The organism is Streptomyces xiamenensis (assembly GCF_000993785.3).
GTDB classification, from domain to species: Bacteria; Actinomycetota; Actinomycetes; order Streptomycetales; family Streptomycetaceae; genus Streptomyces; species Streptomyces xiamenensis.
Genome location: NZ_CP009922.3, coordinates 5563355 through 5587225, shown reverse-complemented (window position 1 = coordinate 5587225; position 23871 = coordinate 5563355). Strand labels below are relative to the sequence as shown.

Here is a 23871-nt window from a genome sequence, read left to right as displayed (position 1 = left end):
GTACGGCGCTTACCGGCGCGCACCGGTTTTCTTTCCCCGCCGGGCGGCGCTGCTCCGCCCGCGGTGAAATCGCGGGCGGAACTCACGCCTGCGCACGCCCTTTTCCGGCCCGGACATTATTCCCTTCTTTTCCGTCTGCCATCGATCCACTATTGCGCACGCAACAGCCACCGGAATCCCTTGACGTGCCCCCATTGCCTCCCTAGCGTGCAGATGTTCCACAGCTCGACGCCCTTTCCTCCGCATTGTGCTGGCGCTCCGCCCTGCCTTCCGGATCAACATCACCGGTCATCCGCCGAATTACTCGGCCGGCGAGAAGGACTTCGTACATGGACAACGGCATCCGTCGCCCGGCGAATTCACCGGCCCCCTCCAGCAGAACTCTCCGGCCCCGTCCGGCGGAACGCGGACCGCTGTCCTACGGACAACAGCGGCTGTGGTTCCTGGACCGCTGGATGGGCGGACGCCCGGTCTACAACATCCCGGTCACCCTGCGGTTCACCGGGCCACTCCCGGAGGACGCCGAGGAGCGGCTGCCGGCCGCCGTGAACGCGGTGGCGGCCGGCCAGGACGTGCTGTTCACGGTCATCGGGGAGGACCGCGGCGGGGAACCGCGGCAGCGGGTCCTGGAGGACCGGCGGGTCCCGGGGCGGCTGATGGACCTCGCCGCGGACGGGAGCGGTGAGGACGTCGCGCAGCGGCGGGCGCGTGCCGAGGCGCTGGTGAAGGCCGAGGCGCTGGTCCCCTTCGACCTGGCGACCGGACCGATGGTGCGGTACGTGCTGCTGCGGATCGCGGACGACGAACTGTGGCTGCACCTGACGTTCCACCACATCGCCTGCGACGGCTGGTCGGTGGAGGTCTTCCAGCGTCACCTGCTCGCCGCCTGGGAACAGGGGGAGGCGGCGGGCGGTGCCGCGGTGGCGCCGGAGGTGCAGTTCGCGGACTACGCGCTGTGGCAGCGGGAGACGGTCGCCGGCCCCCGGGCCGACAAGGCGCTGGCGGCCTGGGAGAAGGCACTCGACGGTGCTCCCGAGGTGCTGGATCTCGGAACGGGCAGGACCCGCCCGGCCGAGCTGAGCCACCGGGGCCGGACGCGCTCGTACCCCCTGACCGGGGTGCCCCTGCGGGAGCTGGAGACCTTCGCGGCGGACCAGAACGTCACCCTGTACATGGTGCTGCTGGCCTCCTTCCAGGCGCTGGTGGCGCGGCATTCGGGCAGTACGGATGTCGTGCTGGGCTCGCCGGTGGCCGGGCGCGGGCTGCCCCGGCTGAACGAGCTGGTGGGGTTCTTCGCGGATTCCCTGGTGGTGCGCAGCGACCTGTCGGACGACCCTTCTTTCCGGTCCCTGGTCCAGCGCTCGCGGACCGGGGTGCTGGACGCCCTGGGTCGCAGCAGGGTCCCCTTCGATGTGGCGGTGCAGCGGCTGCGGCCGGAGCGCTCCCTCAGCCACACGCCGGTGGTGCAGGTGGTGTTCGCCCTGCACGAGGAGGAGCCGGACACGACGCTGCCGGACGGGGTCGCGGTGCGGCGCACGATGGTGCCGACGGACACGGCGAAGTTCGACCTGACCTGGTCGGTGTACCGGGGGGCCGGCGGGCTGCGGCTGGAGGTGGAGTACGCCACCGACCTGTTCGAGGCGGCGGACGTGGCGACGCTGGTCGACCACTGGCGCACGCTGCTCGGCCACGCCGTGACGGAGCCGGATCTGCCGGTGAGCCGGCTGGAGCTGATGCCCCCTGCCGAGCGGGAGTTGGTGGGCTCCTGGGTGGGTGGTGACACTGTGTGCGCGGCGGGGCTGCTGCACGAACAGGTCGCCGCGCGGGCCGCCCGGACCCCGGGCGCCGTGGCGGTGGTCTGCGGGGAGGAGCGGCTGACGTACCGGGACCTCGACCGACGGGCCAACGCGCTCGCCCACGCCCTGATCGAACGGGGAGTGGGCGCGGAGACACCGGTGGGCCTGCTCCTCGACCGCTCGGCGGAGGCCGTCGTCGCCGCGCTGGCCGTCCTGAAGGCCGGCGGCGTGTACGTGCCGCTGGACACCACCTTCCCCGCCGAACGCCTGCGGCACATGCTCACCGAGACCGCCGCACCCCTCGTACTGACCCTGAACACCACCGCACCCGAAGGACCCTGGACCGCCCTCGACATCGCGACCGTGGACGGGGAGCCACCGGCGGCGGACACCGCGCCGCAGACCGCACCGATCTCCCCCGACCGGGCGTGCTACGTCATCTTCACCTCCGGTTCGACGGGCCGGCCCAAGGGCACCACCGTCACCCACCGCAACGTCACCCGGCTGTTCACCGCCGCGCGGAGCGCACTCGAACTCCGCACCGACGACGTGTGGAGCCAATTCCACAGCTTCGCCTTCGACTTCTCCGTCTGGGAGATCTGGGGCCCCCTCACCACCGGCGCCCGCCTGGTCATCGTCCCGCGCGAGACGGCCCGCGACACCCACGCCTTCCACTCCCTGCTGGGCCGGGAGAACGTCACCGTCCTCAGTCAGACGCCCACCGCGTTCCGCCACCTGGAGGCCGTCGACGCGGAGCGCGGCGAGCCGCTGGCGCTGCGCGCGGTGGTGTTCGGCGGCGAGCAGCTGCACCAGCCCTCCGTCCGTGCCTGGGCCGACCGGCACGGCTACGACTCCCCCGCCCTGATCAACATGTACGGCATCACCGAAACCACCGTCCACGTCACCCACATCCGCCTGACCGAGGAGGATCTCCGCCACAGCACGGCCCCGATCGGCCCGGCGCTGCCCGACATGACGATCCGGGTGCTCGACCGGCACGGCCGGCCGGCGCCGATCGGTGTCACGGGCGAGCTGTACGTGGGGGGTGCCGGTGTGACCCGGGGCTACACCGGACGCCCGGCGCTGACGGCGGACCGCTTCGTCCCCGACCCCTACGGCCCGCCCGGCAGCCGCCTGTACCGCACCGGCGACCTGGCCCGCTGGACGCCGCAGGGCACCCTGCACCACCAAGGACGCTCCGACCAGCAGATCAAGGTGCGCGGGCACCGGCTGGAGCCGGCGGAGATCGAGGCGGCGCTCCAGCAGCATCCGGGGATCGCCCAGGCCCACCTCACCCACACCCACCCCGACACCCTCACCGCCTACCTCACCACCACCACCGGACAGCCCCTGAACACCACGGAGCTGCGGACCTGGCTCACGGCTGAACTGCCGCCGTACGCCATCCCGCACCACTTCGTCCACCTCACCCACCTGCCCCTCACCCCCCAGGGCAAGATCGACACCCGCGCCCTCCCCGCTCCCGATCAGGAACGGCCGGAGCTCGGGCAGGAGTACGCCGCGCCGCAGGGTCCCGTGGAGGAGCTTCTCGCCGACATCCTGAGCGAGGTCCTCGGTGTGCGCCGGGTGGGACGGCTCGACTCGTTCTTCGACCTGGGCGGCGACTCCATCCGCGCCCTTCAGGTCCTGGGGCGGGCCAAGGCCGGCGGGGTGTCCTTCGCCCTCCAGGACCTGTTCCGGCACCCGACCGCCGCCGGACTGGCCGGGGTCTGCTCCGTCACCACGCCCACGGACGGACAGGAGGACGGGGCGCGGGGGCCGGCCGCCGCGCCGGAGCCGTTCTCGCTGCTGACCGCCGGGGACCGGGCCCGGCTGCCCGAGGGACTCACCGACGCCTACCCGATGGCCGAACTCCAGGTCGGCATGGTCTACGAGATGGAGTTCGACCCCGACCGGCGGCCGTACCACAACGTCGACAGCCTGCGGATCATCGGCCCGTTCGACGAGGCGGCCTTCCGCGAGGCGGTGGCCCGGGTCGTCGCCCGGCATCCCATCCTGCGCACGTCCTTCGACCTGAGCGGCTACAGCGAGCCCCTGCAACTGGTGCACGCGCACGCCGAGATGCCGTTCACCGTGGTCGACGTGCGGGAGCTGGACGACGCGGCCCAGGAGGAGGTCATCGCCGACTATGTGCGGACGGAGCGGGCACACCGTTTCGACCACGCGCACCCGCTGCTGCTGCGCTTCGGCCTGCACCGGCTGGCGGACGTGGTGTTCCAGTGGACCATCACCGAACACCACGCCATCTTCGACGGGTGGAGCCTGCATTCCACGCTCTCCGAAATCACCTCGCTCTATCAGGAGCTGCTGGCGGGAGGTGATCCCCGCCCGGAGCCGCCGCGGTCCACCTACCGCGACTTCATCGCGGCGGAGAAGGCAGCGATGACCTCGCGGGAGAGCGAGGAGTTCTGGCTGGAGCGGGTCGGGGACCGTCCGGACTGCCGGCTGCCGCGCCGCCCGGTGGACGCCCCGTCCGTGCTGGCCGGGCAGGCGATGCCCGACGAATGGCGGGTGCACAACGAGGCCGAGGGCTACGGCTCGGTGGAGACCCTGCTGCCGCAGGAGGTGTGCGACGGCCTCCAGGAGGTCGCGCGGCACTGCGGGGTGCCGTTCAAGGCGGTGGCGCTGGCGGCGCATCTGCGAGCCATCAGCGTGCTCACCGGCAGTTCGGATCTCCTGGTCGGTCTCACCGCCAACGGCCGGCTGGAGGAGACGGACGGGGCAGAGGCCCGGGGCCTGTTCCTGAACACCGTGCCGTTCCGGCTTCAACTGCCGACCGGCAGCTGGGCCGATCTGGTGCGGGCGGTCTTCGCGGCCGAACGCGATCTGCTGCCGCACCGCCGCTACCCCCTCGGCGCGCTCCAGCGCGGCCTCGGCGGGGGCCCGCTGTTCGAGGTGAACTTCGTCTACAACCACTTCCATGTGCTGAGCAAGGCCTTCGGTGCGGACCGGATCCGGATCGAGGACGGCAAGATCGACAGCTTCAGCACGGTCCGGGCCGAGCCCACCAACTTCCCGCTGAACGTGGGGATCATCCGTAATCCGTACTCCTCGCGGCTGCTGCTGGGGCTGGACTACCACCCGGATGTGCTGACGCAGGATCAGGTGCTGCTGCTGCGCGACGTGTACGTGCGCGTGATGCGCGCCATGGTCGCCGACCCGGGCGCGCCGCACCGGCAGGCGCCGCTGGTGGGCGATGCCGAACTGGCCGTGATCGCCTCCTGGCAGGGGCCGCGCACGGAGGTGCCGCCGGTGCCGGTGCACGAGATGGTCGCCGCCCGGGCCGCCGCCACACCCGACGCGGTCGCCGTCGTCGCCGGGGACCAGCGGCTCACGTACGCCGAACTGAACCTGCGCGCCAACCGGCTCGCCCACCGCCTGCGTGACCTCGGCGTCGAACCCGACGTGTGCGTGGGTCTGTGCGCCGAACGCTCCCTGGAGATGGTCACCGCGCTGCTCGGCATCCTGAAGGCCGGCGGCACCTACGTCCCCCTGGACCCCGAATTCCCGGCCGCCCGGCTGGAGTACATGCTCAAGCAGGTCGCCGCGCCGCTGGTGCTGACGACGGAGCGGGTCGCGGACCGGGTGCCGGACGGGCCGTGGGACGTATTGGACCTGGAACGGCCGCAACCGGCCGGCCCGGGGCGGGACTCCGACCCGGTCAGCGGGGTCGGCCCCGACAACGGCTGCTACGTCATCTTCACCTCCGGCTCCACCGGCCGGCCCAAGGGGGTGCTGACACGGCACCGCAATGTCACCGAACTCCTGCACGGGGCACCGTTCCTGACGCTGAACGGCGCGGACACGCTGTTGCAGCTGGCACCGCTGCCGTTCGACAACTCGACGTTCGAGGTGTGGGCCCCGCTGGTCGGCGGGGCCCGGCTGGTGATGGCTCCGCCGATCTCCTACGGACCCGCCGACATCGCCCGCTGGGTCCAGGAGCACGAGGTGACCGTGCTGCACGCCACGGCCTCGCTGTTCACGCTGCTCGTCGACCACGAACCCGCCACCTTCGACGGATTGCGGCGCTTCCTCACCGGAAGCGAGACCGTCTCCCCCCAGCACGCCGCGCGCGTCCTCCAGCGCTGCCCGGAGCTGGAACTCGTCAACTGCTGGGGCCCCACCGAGACCACGACGTTCTCCGTCTGCGGCGCCTACACCCGGCACACACTCCCCGACGGACCGCTGCCGCTCGGCTCCCCCCTGGTCAACACCGAGGTCCACGTCCTGGACGACGCCGGTATGCCCACCCCCATCGGGACGCCCGGCGAACTGTACGTATCCGGCCCCTGCCTGGCACGCGGCTACCTCAACAACCCGACCATGACGGCCGAACGCTTCCTCCCCCACCCCCACCACCCCGGCCGCCGCCTCTACCGCACCGGCGACCGCGGACGCTGGACCCACCGGGGCGCCGTCGAATTCCTCGGCCGCGTCGACCACATGATCAAGATCCGCGGCTACCGCATCGAACTCGGCGAGGTGGAGACGGCGCTGCGCGCCCACCCCCAGGTGCGGGAGTGCGTGGTGGTGGCCCGGCAGGACGGTACGGGCCCGGCGGACCTGGTCGGCTATCTGGTGCCGCACGAGCCGGCCCCCACCCGGGGCGAGCTGCGCGGCTGGCTCGGCGAACGGCTGCCCGGGTACATGGTGCCCCGGCAGTTCGTGTTCCTCGACGCCCTGCCGCTGACCCCGCGCGCCAAGGTGGACCGCCGCGCCCTGCCGGCCCCGGACGGCGAGCGCCCCGACCTCGTCGAAGCCTTCGACCCGCCGCAGGGCGAGACGGAACAGCACCTCGCCGCCATCTGGCAGCAGGTCCTCGGCATCGACCGCGTCGGCCGCCACGACAACTTCTTCGACCTCGGAGGCGACTCCATCCGCAGCATCCAGATCCTGGGCCAGGCGCGGAGTGCCGGTCTGCGGTTCGCGCTCCAGGAGGTGACGCGCCGCCCCACACTCGCCGAACTGGCACAGGCCGTGACCCGGGACGAGGATGACGGCGACACGCGGGCGGCGGACGCCGAACAGCAGGCGCCGTTCACCCTGCTCTCCCCCGAGGACCGGGCCGCCCTGCCCGGGGGTCTCGACGACGCCTACCCCATGGCCCAGTTGCAGATCGGCATGGTCTACGAGCAGGAACGCGACCGGGAGCGGGCCCCGTACCACAACGTGCACTCCATACGGCTGGCCGGACCGTTCGACGAGGCCGCCTTCCGCGAGGCCCTCGCGCGCACCGTGGCCCGGCACCCCGTCCTGCGCACCTCCTTCGAACTGAGCGGCTGCTCCGTCCCGGTGCAGCTCGTCCACGCCCACGCCGTGACGCCCCTGGAGGTGACGGACCTGCGGGGCCTGGACGACGCGGCCCGGCACGCCGCGCTCGCCGGGCACCTGGAACACGAGCGCAAGCGGCCGCTCACCCTGTCCGAGGCACCGCTGTGGCGCATGACGGTGCATCTCCTGAGCGATGACGCCTTCCAGTGGACCGTCACCGAACACCACGCCATCCTCGACGGCTGGAGCCTGGCCTCCACCCTCACCGAGATCAGCACCGCCTACGACGCCCTGCGCGCCGGGGACCACACCCGGCACGCGGCGCCGCGTTCCACCTTCCGCGACTTCATCGCCGCCGAACGCGCCGCGCTCACCTCCGCGGAGACCCGCGACTACTGGCACCGGCTGCTCGCCGACCGGCCCGACAGCCGGCTCCCCGTCACGGGCCTGCCGGGTGCGGCCGGGGCCGGGGACGAGAGTCATCAGCACGACGAGGCCCAGGGGTACGGCGCGCTCAGCACGGTGCTGCCCGCCGCGCTGCTCGGCCGGCTCGACGCCCTGGCCCGCGGCGCGCGGGTGCCGTTCAAGTCCGTCGTCCTGGCGGCACATCTGCGGGTGCTGAGTCTGCTCACGGGCAGCGGTGACGTCGTCTCCGGGCTGACGACGCACGGCCGGCTGGCGGAGGCCGACGGCACCGAGGCACGCGGCCTGTTCCTCAACACCCTGCCGTTCCGGCTGCGGCTGCCCGGCGGAAGCTGGACCGATCTGGCGCGGGCCGTCTTCGCCCGGGAGCAGGAGACACAGCCGCACCGCCGCTACCCGATGGCGGCGATCCAGCGGGAGCTGGGCGGCGATCCGCTGTTCGAGGTCAGCTTCGTCTACAACCACTTCCACCAGCTTGCGGCGGCCACCGACGGCCCGGGGATGTCGCTGACACAGGGCGAGGCGGACGTCCGGGGCGGTATGGCGCGCACCCACTTCCCGCTGGTGGTCGCCATCAGCAGGGGGCTGGAGACCGAAGGGCTGCGGCTGGAGTTCGAGTACGACGCGCGGCTGCTGGCGCCGGGCCGCGCCGCCGCGCTGCGGGACGCGTACACCCGGGTGCTGGAGACGATGGTGGCCGACCCGGAGGCGCCGCACCGGCGGGCTCCGCTGGTACCGGACGCCGAGGCGCGGATGATCGCTTCCTGGCAGGGGCCCCGGGTCGAGGTGCCGGCGGTGCCGGTGCACGAGATGGTCGCCGCCCGGGCCGCCGCCACACCCGACGCGGTCGCCGTCGTCGCCGGGGACCGGCAGCTCACCTACGGCGAACTGAACGTCCGGGCCAACCGGCTGGCCCACACCCTGCGGGATCTCGGCGTCGGACCGGATGTGTGTGTCGGCCTGGGTGCCGAACGCTCCCTGGAGATGGTCACCGCGCTGCTCGGCATCCTCAAGGCCGGCGGCACCTATGTGCCGCTCGACCCCGGGTTCCCCGCCGCCCGGCTGGACGGGATGCTGCGCGCGTGCGGGGCCACCGTGCTGCTGGCGACCGAGGCCGCGCGGGACCGGATACCGGACGGCCCCTGGACGGTCCTGCCCGTGACGGTGGCCGAGGACGCGGGCGGTGATCCGCTGCGTGACGCCGACCCGGTGAGCGGGGTGGGCCCGGACCACGGGGCGTACGTCGTCTTCACCTCGGGCTCGACCGGCCGGCCCAAGGGGGTGGTGACCCGGCACCGCAATGTCACCGAACTCCTGCACGGCGGGGAGAGCATGGTGCTGCGGCCGCAGGACGTCCTGCTGCAGATCGCCCCGTCCTCCTTCGACGTGGCCACGTTCGAGGTGTGGGCCCCGCTGGTGGGCGGCGCCCGGCTGGTGATGGCTCCGCCGGACTCCTACGGGCCCGCGGACATCGCCCGCTGGGTCCGCGCGTACGGGGTCACCGTGCTGCACGCCACGGCCTCGCTGTTCGCGCTGCTCGTCGACCACGAACCCGCCACCTTCGACGGATTGCGGCGCTTCCTCACCGGGAGCGAGACCGTCTCCCCGCAGCACGCCCGCCGGGTGCTCGAACGCCACCCGGGTCTGGAACTGGTCAATTGCTGGGGGCCGACGGAGACCACCACGTTCTCCGTCTGCGGCACCTTCACCCAGGGGAACGTTCCCGAGGGGCCGCTGCCCCTCGGCTCCCCCCTGGTCAACACCGAGGTCCACGTCCTGGACAAGGCCGGCCTGCCCACCCCCATCGGGACGCCCGGCGAACTGTACGTATCCGGCCCCTGCCTGGCACGCGGCTATCTCGACAACCCGGCGCTCACGGCCGAACGCTTCCTCCCCCACCCGCACCACCCCGGGCGCCGGCTGTACCGCACCGGGGACCGCGGGCGCTGGAGCCCGCACGGCACGCTCGAATTCCTCGGCCGCATCGACCACATGATCAAGATCCGCGGCTACCGCATCGAACTCGGCGAAATCGAGGCGGCGCTGCGCGAGCAGCCGGAGATCCAGGCGTGCGTGGTCACCGCCCGCGGTGACGGGCGGACGCCGGGGGTGGTCACGGACCTGGTCGGGTACGTCGTGCCGCGGCCCGGCGAGACGGCGCCGCCCGACCTGCTGCGGTCGCGGCTGGCGGCGCGGCTGCCCGGGTACATGGTGCCGCAGCGCTTCGTCACCCTGGACGAACTGCCGCTGACCCCGAACGCCAAGGTGGACCGCGCCGCCCTGCCCGTGCCGGCCGCCGAACGGCCCTCCCTCGTCCAGCCCTTCGACCCGCCACGGGGCGAGGTGGAGCAGCGCCTCGGCGCCATCTGGCAGCAGGTCCTCGGCATCGACCGCGTCGGCCGCCACGACAACTTCTTCGACCTGGGCGGCGACTCCATCCGCAGCATCCAGGTGCTGGGCCACGCCCGGGACGCGGGGCTGGTCTTCGCCCTCCAGGATCTGCTCGACCACCCCACCCCGGCCGCGCTGGCCGTCGCCGCCGCCCAGGCTCCGCCGGGAGCGGAGGCCGGTGCGCACCCCCGTTCCGCCGAGCCGTACGACCTGCTCACGCCCGAGGACCGGGCCACCCTGCCCGGTGGGCTCGACGACGCCTACCCCATGGCGGAACTCCAGATCGGCATGGTCTACGAGCAGGAGCGCTCACCGGGCCGCAACCCGTACCACAACGTGGAGACCCTGCGGCTGAGCGGACCGTTCGACGAGACCGCCTTCCGTGAGGCCCTCGCGCGCACCGTGGCCCGGCACCCCGTCCTGCGTACCTCCTTCGACCTCGACGGCCGTTCCGAGCCGCTGCAACTGGTCCACCGCACCGCCGAGACACCGCTGACCGTCACCGACATCCGGGGCCTGGACGAGCCGGACCGGCGGACGGTGCTGACCGAGTACATCCGCGCGGAGCGGGACGCGGCGCTCCCGCTGGACCGGGCGCCGCTGTGGCGGATGGCGGTGCACGTCCTGACCGACGACGCCTTCCAGTGGACCGTCACCGAACACCACGCCATCCTCGACGGCTGGAGTCTGGCCTCCACGCTCACCGAGATCAGCGCCGCCTACCGTGCGCTGCAGACCGGGAACGACACCCGGCACGCGGCGCCGCGTTCCACCTTCCGCGACTTCATCGCCGCCGAACGCGCCGCGCTGGCCTCCCCCGACAGCGAACGGTTCTGGCTCGATCTGCTGGCCGACCGGCCGGACCCGCGGCTGCCCCGGGTCGGCACCGCCCGGATCCCGGGCGCACCGGCACCGGTGGTGCCCGGCGAGCGGCGGCGCACCGACGCGGCGGCGGGCCGGGGCGCACTGGAGACACCGCTGGGCGCGGAGCTGACGGCGGCGCTGGAGGCGTTCGCCCGGCGGGCCGGGGTGCCGTTCAAGTCGGTGCTGCTGGCGGCGCATCTGCGGGTGCTGGCGGTGGCCGGCGGGAGCCCGGATGTGGTGACCGGGCTGTCGTCGAACGGCCGGCTGGAGGAGGCCGACGGCACCGAGGCACGCGGCCTGTTCCTCAACACCCTGCCGTTCCGGCTGCGGCTGCCCGGCGGAAGCTGGACCGATCTTGCGCGCGCCACGCACGCGGCGGAGCGGGCAACGCATCCGCACCGGCGGTACCCGATGGCGGCGATACGGCGGAAGCTGGGCGGCGCACCGCTGTTCGCGGCCGGGTTCGTCCACCACCACTTCCATCAGCTGGACGGCACGGGCCCCGACGGTGCCCCCTTCGACGCGGGAGCGCAGGAGCAGCCGGTGACGGGGGCGGGGTGGACCACCCTTCCGCTGCTGGTGTCGCTGAGCCGGGAGCCGGGGGCGGCCGGACTGCGGCTGGACCTGGAGTACGACGCCACCGAGCTGACGGCCGAGCAGGCCGGCTGGCTGCGGGACGCACATGTGCGGGCGCTGGAGGCGATGGCGGCGGATCCGGAGGCGCCGTACGCTCCGGTGTCCCTGATACCGGCGGCGGAGCGGGAGTTGGTGGGCTCCTGGGTGGGTGGTGACACTGTGTGCGCGGCGGGGCTGCTGCACGAACAGGTCGCCGCGCGGGCCGCCCAGGCCCCGGACGCGGTGGCGGTGGTCTGCGGGGAGGACCGGCTCACGTACTGGGATCTGGACCGGCGGGCCAACGCGCTCGCCCACGCCCTGATCGAACGGGGAGTGGGCGCGGAGACACCGGTGGGCCTGCTCCTCGACCGCTCGGCGGAGGCCGTCGTCGCCGCGCTGGCCGTCCTGAAGGCCGGCGGCGTGTACGTGCCGCTGGACACCACCTTCCCCGCCGAACGCCTGCGGCACATCCTCACCGAGACCGCCGCACCTCTGGTGCTGACCCGGAACACCACCGCACCCGAAGGGCCCTGGGTCCCCTTCGACATCGGGTCGTTCCGGGAGACCGCCGAGGAAGCCCCCGACGTGGCGATCGATCCGGAGAACGCCTGCTACGTCATCTTCACGTCCGGGTCGACGGGCCGGCCCAAGGGCACCACCGTCACCCACCGCAACGTCACCCGGCTGTTCACCGCCGCGCGCAGCGCACTCGAACTCCGCACCGACGACGTGTGGAGCCAGTTCCACAGCTTCGCCTTCGACTTCTCCGTCTGGGAGATCTGGGGCCCCCTCACCACCGGCGCCCGCCTGATCGTGGTGCCGCACGAGACGGCCCGCGACACCCACGCCTTCCACGCCCTGGTGCGCTCGGAGGGGGTGACGGTGCTGAGCCAGACGCCGACGGCGTTCCGGGCGTTCGAGGAGGTGGACGCCGCAGCCGGCCAGGAGACGGCGCTGCGCGCGGTGGTGTTCGGCGGCGAGCAGCTGCACCAGCCCTCCGTCCGTGCCTGGGCCGGCCGGCACGGCTACGATGCCCCCGCCCTGATCAACATGTACGGCATCACCGAAACCACCGTCCACGTCACCCACATCCGCCTGACCGAGGAGGATCTGGCCGGGGCGACCGCCCCGGTCGGGCGAGGGCTGCCGGATCTGCGGGTGTACGTCCTGGACGCCGCGGGTGAGCCGGTTCCGCTGGGTGTGACCGGCGAGCTGTACGTCGGGGGTGCCGGTGTGACCCGGGGCTACACGGGCCGCCCCGCGCTGACGGCGGACCGCTTCGTCCCGGACCCCTACGGCCCGCCCGGCAGCCGCCTCTACCGCACCGGCGATCTCGCCCACTGGACGCCCCAGGGCACCCTCCACCACCAAGGACGCTCCGACCAGCAGATCAAGGTACGCGGCCACCGGCTGGAACCCGCCGAGATCGAAACCGCCCTCCAGCGGCATCCGCACATCGCCCAGGCCCACCTCACCCACACCCACCCCGACACCCTCACCGCCTACCTCACCACCACCACCGGACAACCCCTCAACACCACCGAGCTGCGGACCCGGCTCACCGCCGAACTGCCCCCCTACGCCATCCCCCACCACTTCGTCCACCTCGCCCAGCTGCCCCTCACCCCCCAAGGCAAGATCGACACCCGCGCCCTCCCCGCACCACCCACCGACCGGCCCGAACTGGCTGTGGAGTACGAGGAGCCCCGGCCCGGCCACGAGGAGGCACTGGCCGCCGTGTGGCGCGGGGTCCTGGGCACCGGGCGGATCGGCCGGCACGACTCATTCTTCGACCTGGGTGGCGACTCCATCCGCGCCATCAGACTGCTCGGACGCGCCAGGGTGGCGGGCCTGCGGTTCGCGATGCCCGATCTGCTGGAACGGCCGACCGTGGCGCGGCTGGCCGAGGTGACCACGGTCGTAGCGGCCCGGGAGCCGGGCCCCGGCGACGAGGGCGCGTTCTCGCTGCTCTCCCCCGAGGACCGGGCACGCCTGCCCGAAGGACTCACCGACGCCTACCCGATGGCCGAACTCCAGGTCGGCATGGTCTACGAGATGGAGTCGGACCCGGACCGGCTGCCGTACCTGAACGTGGAGACGCTGCGGCTGCCCGGGGCGTTCGACGAGGCGGCCTTCCGGCAGGCGGTGGGCCTGGCGGTGGCCCGGCATCCGGCGCTGCGCACCTCCTTCGACCTCACCGGCTACGCCGAACCGATGCAGTTGGTGCACCGGGAGGCCCCGGCACCGCTGACGGTGATCGATCTGCGCGACCTGGACGAGGCGGGGCGGCGGACCGCACTGGTGGCGTACGTCGAGAACGAACGGCGGCGTCCGTTCGTGCTGGAGTCGGCGCCGCTGTGGCGGATGACGGTCCATGTGCTCACCGACACCACCTTCCAGTGGAGCGTCACCGAACACCACGCCGTGCTCGACGGCTGGAGCCTGGCCTCCACCCTCACCGAGATCCACGGTCACTACCGTCAGCTGCTCGCGGGTGGTACGCCGCGACCCGAGCCGGTCCGGTCCCGCTACCGGGACTTCGTCGCCGCCGAGCGGGCCGCGCTGGCGTCCGGCGCCACCCGTGACTTCTGGCACCGGCAGCTGGCCGGCCGGCCCGAGGCGCGGCTGCCGCGCCGTGCGGCGGGACTCGCACCGGTGCCGCTCGGGGAACACGTCGTGGGCGAGAGCCACGAGCGCGACGAGGCGGCCGGGCACGGTGTGCTGAGCACGCCGGTGCCCGCCGCGACGGCCGCCGGGCTCGACGCGGTGGCCCGCCGGTGCGGCGTGCCGTTCAAGTCGGTGGTCCTGGCCGCGCATCTGCGGGCGGTGGGTCTGGCGACCGGCGACCCGGACGTCCTGGTGGGGCTCACGGCCAACGGCCGGCTGGAGGAGACGGACGGCGAGGAGGCCCGGGGTCTGTTCCTGAACACCGTGCCCTTCCGGCTCGCGCTCGCCCCGGGCAGCTGGGCCGATCTGGTACGGGCGGTCTTCGCCGCCGAACGCGCGCTGCTGCCGCACCGGCGCTACCCGATGGCGGCGCTCCAGCGTGAGCTGGGCGGCGGCCCGCTGTTCGACGCGAGCTTCACGTACAACCACTTCCACCAGTTCGGGGCGCTGGCCCAGGAGGTGTCCGACACCGAGGCTGCGGAGCAGGATGTCGCGGGAACCGGGCGCACCAACTTCGTGCTGGGCGTGACGGTCAGCCGGGACGCGGGGACGCAGGAGCTGCGTCTTGAGCTGGAGTACGACGCACGGCGGCTGAGCGCGGATCAGGTGACGGTCGTACGGGACTACCATCTGCGCGCCCTGCGGGCGATGGCGGCGGAGCCGGACGCCCCGCACGAGGAGGCGGTGCTGCTCGGCACGGCGGAGCGCGACCTGCTGGAGGCGTGGAGCGGCCGGGACGGGGCGCGGGACGGCGCCCGGGTGCCGGTGCACGCGATGCTGCGGGCCCAGGTGGCCGCCGCTCCGGAGGCCGTCGCGCTGGAGGACGGCGCGCGGCGGGTGACGTTCGCCGCGCTGGACGCGGACAGCGACCGGCTGGCCGGCCGGCTGCGGCGGGCCGGGGTGGGGCGGGGCGACCTGGTCGGGATCTGCCTGCCGGCCGGGCGGGGCGCGGTCACGGCCGTGTGGGCGGTGTGGAAGGCGGGGGCGGCGTTCGTCCCGCTGGATCCCGAACTGCCCGCGGGCCGGCTGCGGCTGATGGCCCAGGACGCCGGGCCGGTCGTGCTGGTCACGGGGGACGACGGCGCCGGGTCGGTGCCGGAGGGCTTCCCGACACTGCGGTGGTCGGGCCCGGACGACGGCCCGGCGGACCCCGGGAACACGGACCAGCAGCCGGTCACCGTCACGGAACGGGACCTGGCCTATGTGATGTACACGTCCGGGACCTCGGGGGCGCCCAAGGGCGTGGCCGTCGAGCACGGCTCACTGTCCCACTACGCCACCGGACTGCTGCTGCCCCGGCTGCGCGAGGCGGCCCCCGGCGGGGAACGGCTGCGGGTGGCCCTGGGGACCTCGGCCTTCCTGTCGGACTTCTTCCTGGAGCAGGTGCTGGCGCTGCTGGACGGCCACACGCTGCTGGTGCTCTCCGGGGCCGAGGGCCGCGACCCGCGGCAGCTGGTGGCGCGGGCCCAGGACGCGGGACGGGCGGCCGGGGTCATCGGCGCCACCACGGCGCAGGTGCACCTCATGGTGGAGGCGGGGCTGCTGGACGCGCCCCATCCGCCGCGGCTGGTGACGCTGGGCGGCGAGGCGTGCCCGCCGGACCTGTGGTCGGCGCTGGCCGCCCGGCCGGGGACGATCGCGCACAACACCTACGGTCCGACGGAGGCCACGGTCGATGTGACCGGGATCCGGGTGACCGAGCATCAGGATCCGGTGATCGGCAGGCCGCTGGGCGCCGTCCGCGTACGGGTGCTGGACGCGGCGCTGCGCGAGGTGCCGCCCGGCGCCACGGGTGAGCTGTATCTGGGCGGCCCGGCCGTGGCACGGGGCTACCGGGGCCGGCCGGAGCTGACGGCGGACGTGTTCGTCCCCGACCCCTGGGGGCCGCCGGGGGCCCGGCTGTACCGGACGGGTGACCTGGTGCGGTACGGCGCGGGCGGGCTGCTGGAGTTCGCCGGCCGGGCGGACCAGCAGCTGAAGATCTCGGGCCAGCGGGTGGAGCCCGCGGAGATCGAGGCGGTGCTGCGTTCCCATCCGGGGGTCTCGGCCGCGGCGGTCACCGCGCACCGCGACGGCACGGCGCCGGGAGCCCGTACGACGCTGGTGGCCCACGTGGTGCCGGCCGGAGCGGCCCCCGACGACGCCGGGCTGACGGCGTATCTGGCCGACCGGCTGCCCGCGGTGGCCGTGCCCTCGGTGCTGCGCACCGTCGCCGGGCTGCCGCTGACGGCGGTCGGCAAACTGGACCGGGAGGCGCTGCGGCGGGCCGCCGGCACCCCGCGTGCGGCGCGGCGGCACGGCGGCCCGCCGGTGACGCCGACGCAGCGGCGGGTGGCGGCGGTGTGGTGCCAGGTGCTGGGGCTGACCGAGGTCGGGATCGAGGACGACTTCGTGGCGCTGGGCGGGCACTCGCTGCTGGCGGTGCGGCTGGTGATGCGGCTGGGCACCGAGTTCGGGGTCAGGGTGCGGCTGCACGAGGTGTTCGAACGCCCCACGGTGGCCGCGATGGCCCGGCTGCTGGAGGAGCACACGGCGCGCGGCACCACCGCCTCCGGTCCGATCGTGCGGGCCGTGCGGGCCCCCGGGGAGGCGCTGCCCGCGTCGTACGCCCAGGAGCGGTTGTGGTTCCTGTGGCATCTGGCACCGGACAGCCCCACGTACCACGTGACCTGGGCACGCGATGTCGAGGGGCCGCTGGACGTGGCGCGGCTGGGCGCGGCCGTGGACGCGCTCATCGGGCGGTTCGAGGCGCTGCGCACCACCTTGGACACGGATGCGGACGGCGCCGTGGTGCAGCGGGTCGGGCCGGCCTGGAGCTGCGGTCTGGCCGCCGGTGAGTGCCCGCCCGGGGAGGTGACGGCGCGGCTGTCGGCGCTGGTGGCCGAGCCGTTCGACCTGACCCGGGGCCCGCTGCTGCGGGTGCGGGTGTGGCGGACCGGGTCGCGGCGGCACACGCTGGCGTTCGTCGCGCACCATGTGGCGCTGGACGCCTGGTCGCTGGAGGTCTTCGAGCGGGAACTGTGGGCGCTGTACCGGGCGGACGGCGATCTCGCGGCGGCCGGGCTGCCCCGGCTGGCGGCGGACTACCCGGACTACACGCGCTGGCAGCGGGAGCTGCTGGCGGAACGGGGCGGCGCCGAGCGGGAGTACTGGACACGGACCCTGGCGGGCGCGGTGCCCACCGTGCCGCAGCCGGACCGGCCGGCCCCGGAGGACGGCGGGTTCTCCGGCGACCGGCGCGGGCTGCGGATCCCGGCGGAGCGGGTGGCGTGGCTGACGGAGCTGCGCAGGGACACCGGCAGTACGGCGTTCATGGCGCTGCTGGCGGTCTACTGCCTGCATGTGGCCCGGCACGCGGGCAGCCGGGACGTGACGGTGGGGACGCCGGTGTCGGGGCGCTCGCACCCGGACACGGCCGCGCTGATCGGGTTCTTCGTGAACACGCTGGCGCTGCGGGTGCGCATCGATCCGGAGGAGGACTTCGCGGCCCATCTGGCGCGGGTGCGCACGGCGGTGCTGGAGGCGTTCGCGCACCAGGAGCTGCCGTTCGAGCAGGTGGTGCGGGCGGTGCGCCCAGAGCGGGAGGCGGGCGGCAATCCGCTGTTCCGCACCATGTTCACGCATGTCCCGGCGGCCGGGTCCGGACGCGCGGACGCCGGGGCGCCCGCCGGTCTGCGGCTGACGGATCGTTCGCTGCCGCCGGGCGGGGCCCACTTCGACCTGTCGCTGGAGGTGACGGAGTCGGCCCGGGCGCTGCATCTGGAGCTGACCTTCCGTCCCGAGCTGTACGACGGGGAGACGGCCGAGCAGCTGCTCGCGTCGTTCGCCGGGCTGCTCGACACGCTGGGCCGGCACCCGGGCGCGCCGCTGCGCGAGGTGCTGGCGGCCGGTGCGGACGAACGCGCACGGCTGGCCGCCTGGCAGGGCCCGGTGCGGGAGGTGTCGCGCAAGCCGGTGCACGAGCTGCTGGCCGCGCGGGTCGCGCTGACCCCGCGGGCGGTGGCGGTGCGGGACGAGGCCGGCCCGCTGACCTTCGCCGCCTTCTCCGCGGCCGTGGACGCGCTGGCGGCGCGGCTGCTGCGGGCCGGGGTGCGCCGCGGGGACGTGGTCGGGGTGTGGCTGCGGCCAGGCCGTGCCGCGCTCACCGCGATCTGGGCGGTGTGGCGGGCGGGTGCCGCGTTCGTGGTGCTCGATCCCGAACTGCCGGTCGCGCGGCAGCGGCTGATGGGCGAGGAGTCGGCGCCGGTCCTGCTGCTCACCGCACCGGACGGTGCCGCGGAGCCGCCGCGCGCCGGGGTGCCGGTGCTGGTGGTGGGCACGGAGCCGGAGCCCGGCACGGACCGGGAGGCGGTGGAGTTCCCCGCCGTCGGGCCGCACGATCTGGCCGCGGTGCTGTACACCTCGGGCTCCACGGGACGCCCCAAGGGGGTGCTGATCGAGCACGGCGGGCTGACGGACTTCGCCGAGGCGACCCTGCTCCCCCGGCTGCGGGAGGCGGGCGGCGGGCAACCGCTGCGGATGGCGGCCGGGACCTCGGCGTTCGTCTCCGACTTCTTCCTGGCGCAGATCCTGGCCCTGCTGGACGGGCATCCGCTGACCCTGCTCGGCGCGCCGGAGCGGCGCGATCCACGGCTGCTGGTGGAGCGCGCGCAGCGGCCGGAGACGGCCCTGGACACCCTGGATGTGACGACGGCCCAGGTCCAGCTGATGGTGGAGGCCGGGCTGCTGGACGCCCCGTTCCCGCCGTCGGTGATCGTGCTGGGCGGCGAGGCGTGCCCGCCCGACCTGTGGGCGCTGCTGCGGGATCACCCGAAGGTGACGGCGTTCAACGCGTACGGCCCGAGCGAGACCACGGTGGAGGCGACGTACGCGCCGTTCGCGGGCCGCCCGGCGCCGGTGATCGGCCGGCCGGACGCGAATACCGTGATCCGGGTGCTGGACGCGGCGGGCGATCCGGTGCCGCCCGGGACGCCGGGCGAGATCCACATCGGCGGGGCCGGTGTGGGGCGCGGCTACCTCGGTGATCCGGTGCTGAGCGCCGACCGGTTCGTCCCCGACCCGTGGGGGCCGCCGGGCAGCCGCCTGTACCGCAGCGGGGACCGGGGCCGGTACACGGCGGACGGGATGCTGGAGTTCCTGGGCCGCGCCGACGGGCAGGTGAAGATCGCGGGTCAGCGGGTGGAGCCGGCCGAGGTCGAGGCGGCGCTGCGCGGCCATCCGGCGGTCGCGGCGGCGGCGGTCACCGCGCACCACACCGGTGCCGGGTCCCGGCCACGGCTGGTGGCGCACGTGGTGCCGGCGACGGACACCCTGCCGGAGCCGGCGGCACTGCGGCTCCACCTGACGCGGCTGCTGCCCGAGGCGGCCATCCCCACGGACGTCGTACGGGTCGACGCGCTGCCACGGACCGCGAGCGGGAAGCTGGACCGGGCGGCGCTGCGGCTGCCGGGTCCCGGCAGCGGCGGACCGGCGGAGGGCCGGGCCCCGCGCTCCGGGACGGAGCGGCGGCTGGCCGAGGTGTGGGCGGGGCTGCTTGGCCGGTCCGGGATCGGGGTGCACGAGGACTTCTTCGCGCTGGGCGGTCACTCGCTGCTGGCGGTGCGGCTGGCCGAGCGGCTGCGGGAACACTTCGGGGTACGGGTGCCGCTGGCCCGGCTGTACGGGGCGCCGACGGTCGCCGCGCAGGCGGCGTATCTGGACGGCGCGGGCGCGGGCAGCGACCGGGTGGTGCCGCTGGGCGGCACGCCGGGAGCGGTGCCGCTGGTCCTGGCGCATCCGCTGGGCGGCACGCTGTTCGGCTACCGGGAACTGGTGGCGGAGCTGGCCGGGGAGTTCGAGGTGCTGGGCCTGATGGGCGACCCGTGGTCGGGTGCCGCGCCGGGCGGACTGGACGACCTGGCGACGGCGTACGTACGGGAGCTGGCGCCGCTGCTGGCCGGCCGGGAACCGGTGGTGGTCGCCGGCTGGTCGGCGGGGGGCGCGCTCGCCCACGAGGTCGCGGTCCGGCTGCGGCGGCTGGGCGTCCCGGTCTCCCGGCTGGTCGTCATCGACGCCGAGTCCGGTGTGGCGCCGGGAGCACCGGACGCGCCGGAGCCGGCGGATGCCGCGCGGGCCGGGGTGACGGTGGAGCGGCTGGAGCGGATCCGCGCGGCGGTGCTGCGCGAGGGTCCGGCGGCGCTGCTGGGCGGCCGGGAGGCCGGCGGGGTGCTGGCGACGCTGGGGGTGGACGCGGCGGCGCTGGCCGAACTGGACGGGCCGACCACGGCCACGCTGCTGGCGTACTGGCGTGACCTGCTGGGCGCGCTCGGCCGCTGGCGTCCCGCCCGCTTCGCCGGGGACGCGCGGCTGGTGCTGTCGCTCACCGACGGCGCGGCCGAGCGGGAACGGATCGCGGCCGGCTGGCGGGAGCTGACGGGGTCACTGACGGTCGCGCACACGGACGGCGACCACTTCCAGATGCTGCGCCGGCCCTGGGTCGGCGCCGTGGCCGACGCGGTGCGCGATCGGACCGAATCGAGGGGAGCCTGATGGTGCTCGTACTGGGAATCAGCGGTCTGGACCGCACGCAGGCGCTCAAGCGTGAGCTGCTGCCGGGGCTTGACCACCGCGAGCTGCGGCTGGTGCAGGGCCTGGACTCGGCGGCGGCGCTGGTGAGCGAGGACGGGGTGCTCGCCGCCTCCGCCCAGGAGCGGCACGACGGCGACAAGGGCACCGGGGCGTTCCCGGTGGACGCCGTCACGGCCTGTCTGCGGATGGCCGGGGTGTCCCTCGATGAGGTCGACGTGGTCGCGCACGGCTTCCGCTACGAGCCGTCGGCCGCGTTCGAACGGGACGCGTACACCCGCCGCTGGTTCGCCGAGGCGTACGCGGAGCGAGTGCAGTGGGAGGTGCTGCGCGAGCACTTCCCCGGCCACGACTGGGAACGCAAGCTGGTGCGGGTGCCGCACCATCTGGCGCACGCGGCCAGCGCCTACTGGCTGAGCGGGTTCGAGGCCGCGACGGTGCTGGTGGCCGACGGCATGGGCGAGACCGAGGCGACCTCGGTGCACGCCGGCGAAGGCGCGCAGCTGCGGACGCTGCGGCGCTATCCGATCGGCGCCTCGCTGGGCATCCTGTACAGCGTCGTCACCCAGTACCTCGGTTTTCTGCCGGGGATGGACGAGTACAAGGTGATGGGCCTCGCCCCGTACGGCGACCGGGGCCGGTTCCCGCAGGCCGACGGCGAGCTGATGCGGCGGCTCGCGGACGGCGGGCTGCGTTCCCCGCTGTTGGCGCACGACCGCACGCCGCTGGAGCGGGAGACGCATCGGGGGGTGATCCGCCGGCTGGAGGAGGTGTTCGGCCCGGCCCGGCATCCGCGGGCACCGCTGGAGCAGCGGCACATGGACGTGGCCGCCACGGTGCAGCACACCCTGGAGGAGAGCCTGCTGCACGTGCTCCGCTCCGCGCGCGAGCTGCCGGGCGGTGGCTCGCGGCGGCTGTGCATGGCGGGCGGGGTGGCGCTCAACTGCACCGCGAACGGGGTGATCGCCCGCAGCGGTCTGGTGGACGAGGTGTTCGTGCAGCCGGCGTCGGGGGACGACGGAAGCGCCCTGGGGGCCGCGCTGTGGGAGCTGCGGCAGCGCCGTCCGGCCGCGCCGTCCGCCATGACGATGCCGTACTGGGGCGAGGAGTTCGACACCGCGCAGGTCGCGGCGGCGCTGGCGGGGCTGGGCCCGGGCTTCGAGGTGACCGGGCTCGCCCGGCCCGAACTGCTGGGCCGGGTCTCCGAACTGCTGGGCGGCGGGGCGGTGGTGGCCTGGTTCCAGGGGCGGATGGAGTTCGGGCCGCGGGCCCTGGGGCACCGCAGCATTCTGGCCGACCCCCGGGTGCCGGGGATGCGGGCGCACCTGAACGCGGTGGTCAAACAGCGCGAGGAGTTCCGCCCGTTCGCGCCGGCGGTGACGGCCGAGGAGGCCGGGGAGTACTTCGAGATCGTCCCCGGGCAGGAGAATCTCTACCGGCACATGCTGTGTGTGGCGCAGGTGCGGGAGAAGTACCGGGAGGCGCTGCCGTCGATCACGCACGTGGACGGCTCGGCCCGGGTGCAGGTGGTGCAGCGGGCGCAGGCGCCGGTGTTCTGGGAACTGATCCGGCGGTTCGGTGACGACCACGGCACGCCGGTGGTGCTCAACACCTCCTTCAATCTGCGCGGTCAGCCGATCGTGCGCACGCCCCGGGAGGCGGTGGAGACCTTCGCCAGATCCTCGCTGGACGCGCTGGCCATCGGGGACGTGCTGGTGACGCGGGTCCGGGCGGAAGGCGACGGGCGGTGACCGCGGCGCCGGGCGGTGACCCGGAGCGGCTGCGGGCGGCGGTCGCCGAGGTGTGGCGGCGCGCGGTGGGCGCGGATCCGGCCGGGGACGAGGACCACTTCTTCCTCGCCGGGGCCGATTCGATCGTGGCGGTGGAGGCGGCGATGAGCCTGCGCGCCGTCACCGGCACCGACATCGATCTCGATCTGCTGTACGACTACCCGGAGTTCGGGCGGCTGGTGGCGGTGCTGGCCAAGGAGGGCGGGGCGGGCCAGGGGGCGGGGAGCGTCCGCTCACGGCGCCGGAGGAGCGGCTGTGGGCCGCCGAGCAGGTGTCGCCCGGCACCGCGCGGTACCACGTGGGCGCGGTGTACCGCTTCCCCGGACGGCTGGACGTCCCCCGGTTGCGGACGGCGCTCGACGAGTTGGCGGCGGCGCACCCGGCGCTGCGGCGCGGCTTCCGCCCGCCCGGTCTCGCGGTGGAGGCGGACCCGGGAGAGGTCCGGGTGCCGTGCCGCTGGGTGGCCGCCCCCGGACTGTCGGAGGAGGAGCTCGGCGACCTGCTCGACGGGGAGACGCGGGAGCCGTTCGACCTGCGGAGGCCGCCGCTGCTGCGGGCTCTGGTGGTGGACCGGGGCGCGGCGGGCGATGTCCTGCTGCTGACCGTGCACCATCTGGTGTGCGACGGCGCCTCGCTGACGCTGATCGAGGAGGAACTGTCCCGCCGCTGCGCGGAGGTCGCGGACGGGCAGACCGTACGGGGCGCGGCGGCACCGTCGGGCGGCGCGCTGCTGGCGGAGGCGCCCGCCGCGCTCGCGTACTGGCGGGGCCGGCTGGCCGGGGCCCCGCACGCGATGGCGCTGCCGTCCGATCTGCCCCGGCCGCCCGTTCTGGGCACCGGCGGCGCGGTGCACCGGGCGGCGTTCGCGCCCGGCGCGCTGGCCGCGCTGCGCGCGGTGGCCGGGCAGGAGCGGCTCAGCCCGTTCATGACCTGGCTGGCCGCGTACGCGGTGGGGCTCGCGGCGGTGACCGGGGACCGGGATCTGGTGGTGGCGGTCCCGGCCTCGTCCCGGGAGACGGGTGACGGGGCGGAGATCGGGATGTTCGTGGACACCCTGCCGCTGCGGGTGACGCTGCCGCCCGGGGTGACGGCGCGTGAGGTGGCGCGGCGGGTGCGGCGCGCGGTGGCGGAAGGGCTGGCGCATCGCCGGGCGCCGTTGCAGGACATCCTGACCGAGCTGCGGATCGCCACCGACCGGTCGCGGGCGCCGCTGGCACAGGTGGCGCTGACCCACCGGGGCGCGGACGAGGGGGTGCTGCGGCTGGCGGGGCAGCGGGCGCGGCGCACGCTGCTGCCGACCGGGACGGCCAAGTACGAGCTGCTGTGGTCGGTGGTCGACGGGGACGAGCCCGAGCTGGAACTGGAGTACCACACGGACCTGTTCAGCGCCCCGGCGGCGGCGGCACTGCACGAGCGGCTGATCGCGGCGGCCGGGGCGGCGTTCCGCACGCCGGACGCCGCGCTGCCGG

Annotated in this window: 2 protein-coding genes and 2 pseudogenes; all 4 read left to right on the top strand. The window is 74.4% G+C overall.

Features of this window, described 5'->3' with window-relative positions; all coding sequences use genetic code 11:
- The first annotated feature begins 329 nt into the window (after positions 1-329).
- Complete coding sequence (locus SXIM_RS28640; protein WP_078847035.1) at positions 330-20576, top strand: non-ribosomal peptide synthetase; 20247 nt, start codon at positions 330-332, stop codon at positions 20574-20576.
- Positions 20576-22363: a carbamoyltransferase family protein gene (locus SXIM_RS25485; protein WP_053116304.1), complete on the top strand. Its 1788-nt coding sequence runs from the start codon at positions 20576-20578 to the stop codon at positions 22361-22363. The genes SXIM_RS28640 and SXIM_RS25485 overlap by 1 nt, the downstream gene beginning before the upstream one ends.
- Positions 22360-22578 (top strand): annotated as a pseudogene (locus tag SXIM_RS28865) (acyl carrier protein); the annotation flags it as partial. The gene SXIM_RS25485 and the pseudogene SXIM_RS28865, both read left to right, overlap by 4 nt.
- A gap of 59 nt (positions 22579-22637) precedes the next feature.
- Positions 22638-23852: pseudogene (locus tag SXIM_RS28860) on the top strand (condensation domain-containing protein); the annotation flags it as partial.
- Between the last annotated feature and the right edge of the window lie 19 nt (positions 23853-23871).

Bases quoted from the DNA above. Each gene is read 5' to 3' on its own strand.
- SXIM_RS25485 (WP_053116304.1), top strand. From the start codon at position 20,576: ATGGTGCTCGTACTGGGAATCAGCGGTCTGGACCGCACGCAGGCGCTC.
- SXIM_RS28640 (WP_078847035.1), top strand. From the start codon at position 330: ATGGACAACGGCATCCGTCGCCCGGCGAATTCACCGGCCCCCTCCAGC.